This window comes from Tardiphaga sp. 862_B3_N4_1, from assembly GCF_051811085.1.
GTDB lineage: Bacteria > Pseudomonadota > Alphaproteobacteria > Rhizobiales > Xanthobacteraceae > Tardiphaga > Tardiphaga robiniae.
The window spans coordinates 3617267-3626430 of sequence record NZ_JBPWQB010000001.1; the positions used below are offsets into that span (position 1 = coordinate 3617267).

The following is a 9164-nucleotide window of genomic DNA, read 5'->3' on the forward strand; positions in this document are numbered from 1 at the left end:
GGTTATATGACTATCCGGAATTTGGCCGCAGGCACTGCGGCCGTTGTTGTTCTGTCCTGCTCTCACAGTGCTGCGCAGTCCAGTGCCGAGCAGCTCTCCGAAATCGTAGTGACGGCGGACAGAGCACCCGAACAGCTCAATCGCACTGGCAGTTCGATTAGCGTGGTGTCAGGCGAAACCATTGCGACCAGCAATCCCGGCTCGCTGGTCGATGCGCTGCGCACCGTGCCTGGCCTCGATATCAGCGAAAATGGCGGCCCCGGCGGCACCGCGAATGTGCGCCTGCGCGGCGGCAATACCGGCCAGACCCTGGTGATGATCGACGGCATCCGCGTCAACGATCCCACGGCTGCATCGGGCGACTTCGAATTCGCCATGTTCACGCCCTCCGCCATCGAGCGCATCGAGGTCCTGAAGGGGCCACAGAGCGCGCTCTATGGCTCAGACGCCATGAGCGGCGTGGTCAACATCATCACCAAGAAGGGCTCCGGTCCTGCGCAGGTCAATGTCCGCACGGAAGCCGGCAGCTATGGCACCGTCATGACGCAGGGATCGCTGACCGGATCCAACGGTCCGTGGTCCTATGCCTTCACCGGCGGCGGTCAGCACAGCAACGGTTTCTCGCGTTACGGTTATCGTATCCCTGCCCTCGAAGCACGTTTTCCGAATCTCGAAAACGACAGCTTCGATCGCGTCGGCGGCTCGGCGCGCATCGGCTACGATGCAGGCGAAGGCATCCGGCTTGAGTCAGGCATCGTCCATTCGTTCACGCGCTCGGCCTATGATGCAGCAACGGGAACGCTTCCGGATACGCCGTCAGCGGCGACGCGTCTGCTGCAAACCGTCTATGGACGCGTCGGCATCGATTCATTCGGTGGCATTCTGACTCACAATGTCACCGTGTCGAATACGCACACCGAGCGGATGTTTGACGACGTCAGCTATCGCACCAACAGGTTGCCGGCAAACACCACCGAGAAAATCTCCGATTATGTCGGCAACAGTCTCGGCGCCGAATATCAGGCGACCCTGAAGCTCGGCGCATTCGGCTCCCTCGTCTATGGTGCCAAGACACAGACCGAGACCGCGCAGACCTACAGCACGAATATCTCGCCTGTTGCCGGCCCATTGACGCCGCTGCTAGCCAAACAGCAGGACACCAACTCGATCTTCGCTTTGTGGTCTGTGCCGATCGGTGAACGGCTCAACGTCACGCTCGGCGGCCGGGTCGATGACGTCGTCGACGTTGCCCGCTTCGAGACCTGGCGCGCTACGGCTGCCTACAACATTACAGAAACCGGCACCAAATTCCGCGCCAGCGCTGGCACCGGCGCAAAAGCGCCGACGCTGTTTCAGCTTTACGACACGACCTACGGCAGCAGAAACCTGACGCCGGAAACCAATTTCGGCTATGACGCGGGTATCGACCAGAGCCTCTTCAACGGCCGCGTCGTGCTGTCGGTCACAGGCTTTTCCACCGATTACAGCAATCTGATCAACTTTGTCTCCGATGCGTCCCGCCCGCTCGGCTATTACGTCAACGTCGCCCGCGCCGAGACCAGCGGTCTCGAAGTCGGCGGCAATGTCGATGTCATTCCGGGCTGGGTGAAATTCAACGTAGCCTACACTTACCTTCACGCACAGGATCTCGGCACCGACACCGTGCTGGCACGTCGTCCCAAGAACTTCGCCCGCTTCGCACTCACGATCACGCCCACCGACAAGTGGATGATCGAGCCGCGTGTCACCACGGTGTCGAAGCGCTTCAGCAGTGCCAATCAGGTCGGTCAGGTGGATGCCTATACCCGCGTCGACCTCTATACCGAGTACAAGATCGATGCGAACTGGAAGGTCTTCGCCCGCGGCGAGAACATCCTGAATGAGCATTATCAGGAAGTGCTGAACTTCGGCACCACGGGGCCTGCGGCTTACGCAGGCTTCAACGCCACATGGTGAGCATAGCGCCAGCAGCACGGCGCCGGACGATCGCGACCATCGCGCTCGTCGGCCTCGTCACGCTGCTGGCACTGGGCTCGCTCGGCACGGGACCTGTCAAACTCTCGCCGCTGACGGTGCTCGATGCACTGTTCGGCGGCGGCAGCGACGTGCATCAGATCATCGTGCGTGAAATCCGCCTGCCCCGCGCGATTCTCGCACTTGCCATCGGCGCGATCCTCGGCCTGTCCGGTGCCGCGCTGCAGGGCTTGCTGCGCAATCCCCTCGCCTCGCCGTCGCTGTTCGGCGCGCCGCAATCCGCGGCCTTCGGTGCGGTGCTGATGATCTCGCTCGGCTGGGCCGATGTTCGCTCATGGGCGCTGCCTGTTGCCGGCATCACGATGGCGTTCCTGTCGGTCTTCGTGCTCCTCGGCATCGCCGGTCGCAATGCGGGCCTGTTGCTGTTGATCCTCGCGGGGCTTGCGATCTCAAGTCTCGCAGGTGCTGCGACGGCGCTGGTGATGAACCTGTCGCCCAATCCCTTCGCCGCACTCGAAATTGCATTCTGGCTGCTCGGTTCACTGGAAGACCGCAGCTTCCGTCACGTCACGCTGGCGCTGCCGTTCATTGTCGCCGGCGCAATCATTTTGATGAGCCAGCGCTCGGCCTTTCGTGCATTGAGCCTTGGCGAAGAGACCGCACAGAGCCTCGGTGTCCATGTGAGCCGCCTGCGCCTGCTGGTGATTCTTGGCGTCGCGCTCGGCGTTGGCGGCGCTGTCGCTGTCACCGGCACGATCGGCTTCATCGGCCTTATCGCGCCGCATCTGATGCGCCCGATCATCGGCCATGATCCCGCGCGCCTGCTGATTCCGAGCGCGCTGACCGGCTCCGCGCTGTTGCTGGCTGCCGATATCGCCGTGCGCCTGATCCCATCGACCACCGACATCAAGGTCGGCGTGCTGACCTCGATCATCGGCGTGCCGTTCTTCCTCTATCTCATCATGCGCGAGCGTCGCGCCCTGGGTGGAGGCGTCGCATGAGCGATCAGGCGCTGCTGACCGCGAGCCATCTGAGCGTCACGCTCTCCGGGCGCGAGGTGCTGCACGATGTCTCGCTCTCGCTACACCGACGGCATCTCGTCGCTCTGGTCGGTCCGAACGGCGCCGGCAAGACGACGCTGCTGCGCGCATTGGCAGGATTGCAATCATCCACCGGCGCGATCCATGTCGCAGGCCATACACTGGCGTCCTTGTCGCTCCGCGAGCGCGCAAAGCGCTTCGGCTATCTGCCGCAAGGCCATGTCGTACACTGGCCCCTCGACGTGAAGGACGTCGTCGCCCTCGGCCGCTATCCGCATGGCGCAACCGATCCGGCGCGGCTGACATCATCGGACAAGGCTGCGGTCGAGCGCGCAATGCTGGCAACGGACATCGTCGCCTTTGCCGATCGGCGTGTGACCGAACTCTCCGGCGGCGAACGCAGCCGCGTCGCGCTCGCCCGCGTCCTCGCTGTCGAGGCCCCGATCGTACTGGCGGATGAGCCGACCGCATCGCTCGATCCGCGCTACCAGATCGACGTCATGACAAATCTGCGCGATGTCGCTAACAGCGGCGTGCTGGTGATCGTGGTGACGCACGATCTCGGACTCGCGGCGCGCTTTGCCGATACGGTCCTGGTGATGTCTGATGGGCGCCTCGCAGCGCAGGGCGCGCCGCAACAAGCGCTGTCCGATGACATCGTCGCCAATGTGTTCCGCATCAGCACCTATCGCGCCGAACACCGGAACGAAACGATTATCCTCCCCTGGGCGGGAGTCTGAGCGATGTGGCGGTTATTTCGCCAGCGCAGAAGCAAGCCGGCTCAGAGCAGCCGCATCGGGTGGCAAGCCGAACCGCAGCAGCTCATGGCTCCAGTCGAAGTGGCGACACCAGATCTGCTGCCGGGCCAATGCGGCATGCCATTTCAAAGCGTCGGCATGTCGCGCCAACCTGTACAGCGGCGTGCCGCCGACAATCTCGAAACCGGCATCGGCCAACACGTTGTCGAGCTTGATGCCTTGGGCGACCAGCGCGACGCGAGTCTGCGTGGCCCAGCGCTCGTCGCGCAAGGCGGCCGCACCGATAACCTGTGCGGGACCGGAACAAGCCCATGGACCAATAGCGGTCGCGATACGCTGCGCGATCAGCGGCGCCGCGAGCGCGAAGCCGAGACGTACGCCTGCGAGACCGTAGAATTTTCCGAAGGAGCGCAGGATCGCCGCCGGCAACTTCCCGCACAGATCGACCGCGCTGATTGCGGGATCGACATCGGCGAAGGCTTCATCGATCACCAGCCAGCCGCCGCGCCGTTGCAAGATCGCCGCAACATCGGCGAGCTCGTCGCGCGTGGCGACACGCCCGTCGGGATTGTTGGGATTGACGATCACCACATGCCTGGCATGATCAGGCAACGCGCTGAGGCTGCCGATCACGCCGACCTCATGTCCGCCGGCACGCCAGGCCGCGACATGCTCGTTATAGGTCGGCCCGACGATGGCAACAGCTCCAGGCACGGCGAGATGCGGCAGCCACTGGATCAGAGCCTGCGTACCGGCAGCGGCAACGACATCGACGTTATCGGGCACGTGGTAAGCGCTGCGCGCGGCGGACAGCAGCGACTGTTCGTCGGCGCGCGTCGGCAAGCGCTCCCAAAGATGGCTCGGCAGGTTGGCAGGAATGGGCCACGGCCATGGATTGATCCCGGTCGAGAGATCGAGCCATTGGTCCGGCGCGCCGCCGAATTCAGCCATCGCCTGCGTGAGATCGCCACCATGTTTCATGCCTGTGTCATGCCATCATATCGGGCAAAGCGCGAGAGGCTTTGGCCGCTCGCGGCTACGGCACTCGCACTGCTCGCATACGCGCCGCTGCAGGCCAGTGCGGCCGATCTGCCGCGCATCGCCTCGATCAATCTCTGCACCGATCAACTGCTCGTCACCCTCGCCGATCCCGAGCAGATTTTGGGCCTCAGCCCCTATGCACGCGATCCGTTCCGCTCCTGGGACAAGGACAAGGCAAAGGCGTTCCGCCTGCTGTCCGGCGAAGCCGAGGATGTGCTGGCGCTAAAGCCGGATGTTGTCGTTGCCGGCCGCTTCACCAAGCGCGCGACCCGCGAACTCCTGAAGGACAAGGGGTTGAAGGTCACCGAATTCGATCCCGCCCGCTCGCTCGACGACGTCAAGAAACAGCTCCGCCAGATGGGCGCGTTGGCCAAGCATCCGGAGCGTGCTGAAGCCGAAATCGCGAAACTCGATAGTGCGATCGCGCAGGCCCATGCCGCCGTGCAGCGCAAGCCGTTGCGCGTGCTGGCGGTGTCGCGGCGCGGCTGGGTGTCCGGCGGCGAAAATCTGACCACGTCGTTGCTATCAGCGGTCGGGCTGCGCAATGCCGGCGGCGAGCTCGGGCTCAAGGCTGGCGGCTTCGCCTCCTTGGAGGCGATCGTCACACTGAGGCCCGATCTGCTGCTGGTCACCGACAATACCGACTTCGCCGAAGACGAAGGCCGCGCCTTCCTGCTGCATCCCGCACTGGAGACATTCTATCCGGCGTCGAAGCGACTGGTTCTGCCCGAGCGCCTCACCGCCTGCGGTGGCCCGACCATGGTCGAAGCACTCGACCGATTGACCACCGAAATCAACCGCGTGGCCCCCTGATGCTGGTGGATGGCGACGCGCTCCTGCTGGTGGTCGCGGCGCTGCTGCTCGATGCCGTGATCGGCGATCCCGACTGGCTGTGGCGACGACTACCGCATCCCGTGGTCTGGATCGGCAACGGCATCGGCTGGCTGGAACGCTGGCTCAATCGTGAAGACTGGTCGCGTCGGCAGCGCAAGCTGGCAGGCGTCGTCACCATCATCGCGCTAGTCAGTGTCGCAATGCTTGTCGGCGGACTGCTCGCCGATCTTCTCAACGACAACTGGATCGGTTTCGGCGTCGAAGCCCTGATTGCCTCGACGCTGATCGCCCAACGCAGCCTGTATCAGCATGTGGCCCGCGTGCGTCGCGCTTTCACCGAGGGCGGATTGCCCGCAGCACGCCAGGCCGTCGCAATGATCGTCGGCCGCGATCCTGAGCGGCTTGATGAAGGCGGCGTCGCGCGCGCAGCGATCGAATCCACCGCCGAAAATTTCTCCGACGGCATCGTCGCGCCGGTGTTCTGGCTGGCATTGCTCGGATTGCCCGGCCTGATCGCCTACAAGGCCATCAACACAGCCGACTCCATGATCGGCCATCGCAGCACGCGCTATATCGATTTCGGCTGGGCTGCAGCGCGGCTCGACGATCTCGTCAACCTGATCCCGGCGCGCTTGTCGGGAATATTGGTCGCGCTTGCCGCGCCAGTGTCACGCGGATCAATCATCGCGTCATTGAAGATCATGATGTGCGACGCTTCCAAGCATCGTTCGCCCAATGCGGGCTGGCCGGAAAGTGCCATGGCTGGCGCGCTCGGAATCGCGATCGCTGGACCGCGCGTCTATGCCGAGGGCGCCGTCAACGATCCTTATCTCAATGCCGAAGGCCGAACCGCAGCGCCTGACGACATCGGCCGGGCACTTCGCGTGTTCGTCGCAGCCTGCGTCTCGCAAACCACAATCTATGCTGCGCTAGCGCTGTTGCTGTGACGGCTGCGGGCAATCTCGATTAGTCGATCGATATCGAGATGCTTTTCGCAATGGTCAGCGAGCGCATCGAGCGCAACTTCGATCTGCGCGTCATAGGCCAGCGACGACGCGATGCCGAGATTGGCCAGCCATGCCTTGCGGAACGCATCGCCGGTGAACAAGCCATGGACATAAGTGCCCTGCACCCGTCCATCGACTGACGCAGCACCATCAGGTCGTCCATCGATCATCAGCAGCGGCCGCGCGCAGTCGTCACCCTCGCTGCGACCGAGATGAATTTCGTAGCCTTCGATTGCGGCGCCAGTCGCGCAATGCGTTCCGGCGATAAGCGTGGTGGATTTGTCGGCGCTCATCAGCGTCGCGATATCGAGCAGGCCGAGGCCATCGACCAACCCGGGCGAACCATCGACACCATCGGGATCGGCGATCGTCTTACCCAGCATCTGGTAGCCTCCGCACAGGCCGAGCACATGACCACCGCGGCGCACATGCGCCTTGATATCGATGTCCCAGCCTTGAGCGCGGAGAAAGGCGAGATCGCCGATGGTGGATTTACTGCCGGGAATGATGATCACGTCGGCATTGCCCGGAATGGCTTCGCCCGGCCTGATGAAGACAAGCTTCACGCCGGGCTCCATGCCAAGCGGATCGAGATCGTCGAAATTGGCGATCCGCGCCAGCACCGGCACGGCGATGATGCGGGTCGATGACGAGGCATGGGTGCGATCGAGATCGACGGCGTCTTCGGCGGGCAGGAACGCCGCCTGCGGCAGCCAGGGCAACACACCGATGGATGGCCACCCCGTCAGCCGCGTGATCGCCCTGAGGCCGTTGTCGAACAGGCTGGGATCGCCGCGAAACTTGTTGACGATGAAGCCGTGGATGCGCGCACGTTCTTCCGGCTCCAGCACCAGATGCGTGCCGGCGAGGCTCGCAATGACGCCGCCGCGATCGATATCGCCGGCGAGCACTACGGGAATGTTGGCCGCGGCAGCAAAACCCATATTGGCGATGTCGCCGGCGCGCAGATTGATCTCGGCCGGGCTGCCGGCGCCCTCTATGAGAACGATGTCCGCCTGATCGGCCAGCAGCGAGAAACTTTCAAGCACCGCCGGTAGGAGTGCAGCTTTCTTCTCCAGATAGTTCTTCGCCCGCAGCGTGCCCCAGCGCTTGCCCTGAACGATCACCTGGGCGCCGGTGTCCGTCTCCGGCTTCAGCAGCACCGGATTCATGTGGACACTTGGCGGCAACCTGGCGGCCCGCGCCTGCACCGCCTGCGCGCGGCCGATCTCGCCGCCATCGACCGCGACAGCAGCATTGTTCGACATGTTCTGCGGCTTGAACGGTGCCACATTCAAGCCACGCCGCACCAGTGCCCGCGCCAGCCCAGCGACGATCGTCGACTTGCCGGCATTGGAGCCGGTCGCCTGGATCATCAACGCGGGCGTGGTGAGGTTCATGCTGCGCTCCAGCCTCTCAGCATGTCATCCCCGCGAAGGCGGGGATCCATAAACACATCAGAGATAAGTGATCGCCGCAGCAACTGCTCTGCCGTTTCCATTGCTCCGACAGGGGCTATGGATCCCCGCCTTCGCGGGGATGACAGATGGAGAGGTCCTGCGTGCTCAAGGTTCAAAACTCGATGCCCTTCTGGCCCTTGATGCCAGCGCGGAACGGATGCTTGATCAGCGTCATCTCGGTGACCAGATCGGCCATCTCGATCAGCTCGGGCTTGGCGTTCCGGCCGGTGATGACCACGTGCTTGTCGGCCGGCTTCTCGTCGCGCAGGAAGGTCAGCACCTCATTGAGGTCGAGATAGTCGTAACGCAGCACGATATTGAGTTCATCGAGCAGCACCAGACGATGGCGGTCATCGCGGATCATTTCCTTGGCGCGCTCCCAGCCCGCGTTCGCGGCAGCAATGTCGCGTTCCCGGTCCTGCGTGATCCAGGTGAAGCCCTCGCCCATGATGTGCAGCGTGACGAGATCCGGGAAGGTCTTCAGCAGCCGCGCTTCGCCAGTGTCCCATTCCGGCGACTTGGTGAATTGGACGATACCGACCGGATAGCCGTGACCGATATGGCGGAACACCATGCCGAGCGCTGCAGAAGTCTTGCCCTTGCCGGTACCGGTGTGAACGATCAAGAGGCCCTTCTCGCCGACCTTAGTCGCCATGATCTTGTCCTTCGCCGCCTTGTGCTTGGCGGCCTTCTCCTTGTGGCGCGCGTTCTCGGCGGCTTCGTCGTGGGCGGTTCCGGTCATGCGATTTCCTTTGCGATCTCTTTGTGTACCTGCGGCAGAAGTTCGGCAATCAGATCGGCAGCGCGATTGGAACGCGGTGTCCACAGATCCCGGCGAATGGCTTCGGCAAAGCGCGCCGCCGTCTCACGCAGTGCCGCGGGATTGGCAGATGCCATAAAGCCGCGAACTTCGTCATTTTCCAAATAGGAGGCGAACAGCTGATCGAAATGGTGATTGGCGACCGCATTGGTGGAGGCCGCGAAACCGAACAGATAATCAACCGTCGCCGCGATCTCGAAGGCGCCTTTGTAGCCGTGACGCATGACGCC

At 63.3% G+C, this 9164-nt stretch carries 9 protein-coding genes; 5 read left to right on the plus strand and 4 right to left on the minus strand.

What is annotated here, in order from left to right; all coding sequences use genetic code 11:
* Window positions 1-6 precede the first annotated feature (6 nt).
* The 3 genes from AB8B02_RS17235 to AB8B02_RS17245 are packed head-to-tail and all read left to right on the plus strand — an operon-like array spanning window position 7 to window position 3754.
* Window positions 7-1956: a TonB-dependent receptor plug domain-containing protein gene (locus tag AB8B02_RS17235; RefSeq protein WP_439064554.1), complete on the plus strand. Its 1950-nt coding sequence runs from the start codon at window positions 7-9 to the stop codon at window positions 1954-1956.
* Window positions 1950-2975 carry a FecCD family ABC transporter permease gene (locus AB8B02_RS17240; RefSeq protein WP_439064555.1) on the plus strand — a complete coding sequence of 342 codons (1026 nt, stop codon included), beginning with the start codon at window positions 1950-1952 and terminating at the stop codon, window positions 2973-2975. Before AB8B02_RS17235 ends, AB8B02_RS17240 begins: the two co-directional genes overlap by 7 nt.
* On the plus strand, window positions 2972-3754 hold the full coding sequence (locus AB8B02_RS17245; RefSeq protein WP_439064556.1) for an ABC transporter ATP-binding protein: 783 nt from the start codon (window positions 2972-2974) through the stop codon (window positions 3752-3754). Before AB8B02_RS17240 ends, AB8B02_RS17245 begins: the two co-directional genes overlap by 4 nt.
* 12 nt (window positions 3755-3766) lie before the next feature.
* On the opposite strand, the gene cobD is transcribed toward AB8B02_RS17245, so the two are convergent.
* Window positions 3767-4753, minus strand: a complete 987-nt coding sequence (cobD, locus tag AB8B02_RS17250) for a threonine-phosphate decarboxylase CobD (RefSeq protein WP_439064557.1) — start codon at window positions 4751-4753, stop codon at window positions 3767-3769.
* A gap of 9 nt (window positions 4754-4762) precedes the next feature.
* Here cobD and AB8B02_RS17255 point away from each other — a divergent pair, with 9 nt between their 5' ends.
* Both AB8B02_RS17255 and cbiB read left to right on the plus strand, forming a co-directional pair.
* The gene (locus AB8B02_RS17255) at window positions 4763-5626 is read left to right on the plus strand and encodes an ABC transporter substrate-binding protein (protein ID WP_439064558.1); all 864 of its coding nucleotides are present in this window, start codon (window positions 4763-4765) and stop codon (window positions 5624-5626) included.
* A complete protein-coding gene (cbiB, locus tag AB8B02_RS17260) occupies window positions 5626-6594 on the plus strand; it encodes an adenosylcobinamide-phosphate synthase CbiB (protein ID WP_439064559.1) in 969 nt (322 codons plus the stop codon). Before AB8B02_RS17255 ends, cbiB begins: the two co-directional genes overlap by 1 nt.
* Here cbiB and AB8B02_RS17265 read toward each other — a convergent pair.
* The 3 genes from AB8B02_RS17265 to AB8B02_RS17275 form a co-directional block, all read right to left on the minus strand.
* Complete coding sequence (locus AB8B02_RS17265; RefSeq protein ID WP_439064560.1) at window positions 6567-8054, minus strand: cobyric acid synthase; 1488 nt, start codon at window positions 8052-8054, stop codon at window positions 6567-6569. The two genes, cbiB and AB8B02_RS17265, sit on opposite strands and share 28 nt — an antisense overlap.
* A 172-nt stretch (window positions 8055-8226) precedes the next feature.
* Window positions 8227-8856: a cob(I)yrinic acid a,c-diamide adenosyltransferase gene (gene cobO / locus AB8B02_RS17270; RefSeq protein WP_439064561.1), complete on the minus strand. Its 630-nt coding sequence runs from the start codon at window positions 8854-8856 to the stop codon at window positions 8227-8229.
* Window positions 8853-9164 (minus strand): cobaltochelatase subunit CobN (locus AB8B02_RS17275; protein WP_439064562.1); only part of this gene is annotated, 312 nt, incomplete at its 5' end. The genes cobO and AB8B02_RS17275, both read right to left, overlap by 4 nt.

What these genes read in the sequence shown, in the direction of transcription:
- AB8B02_RS17240 (WP_439064555.1), top strand. Translation starts at nt 1,950, where the DNA reads ATGGTGAGCATAGCGCCAGCAGCACGGCGCCGGACGATCGCGACCATC.
- AB8B02_RS17245 (WP_439064556.1), top strand. Translation starts at nt 2,972, where the DNA reads ATGAGCGATCAGGCGCTGCTGACCGCGAGCCATCTGAGCGTCACGCTC.
- AB8B02_RS17235 (WP_439064554.1), top strand. Translation starts at nt 7, where the DNA reads ATGACTATCCGGAATTTGGCCGCAGGCACTGCGGCCGTTGTTGTTCTG.
- cbiB (WP_439064559.1), top strand. Translation starts at nt 5,626, where the DNA reads ATGCTGGTGGATGGCGACGCGCTCCTGCTGGTGGTCGCGGCGCTGCTG.
- cobD (WP_439064557.1), bottom strand. Translation starts at nt 4,753, where the DNA reads ATGAAACATGGTGGCGATCTCACGCAGGCGATGGCTGAATTCGGCGGC.
- AB8B02_RS17265 (WP_439064560.1), bottom strand. Translation starts at nt 8,054, where the DNA reads ATGAACCTCACCACGCCCGCGTTGATGATCCAGGCGACCGGCTCCAAT.
- AB8B02_RS17255 (WP_439064558.1), top strand. Translation starts at nt 4,763, where the DNA reads ATGCCATCATATCGGGCAAAGCGCGAGAGGCTTTGGCCGCTCGCGGCT.
- cobO (WP_439064561.1), bottom strand. Translation starts at nt 8,856, where the DNA reads ATGACCGGAACCGCCCACGACGAAGCCGCCGAGAACGCGCGCCACAAG.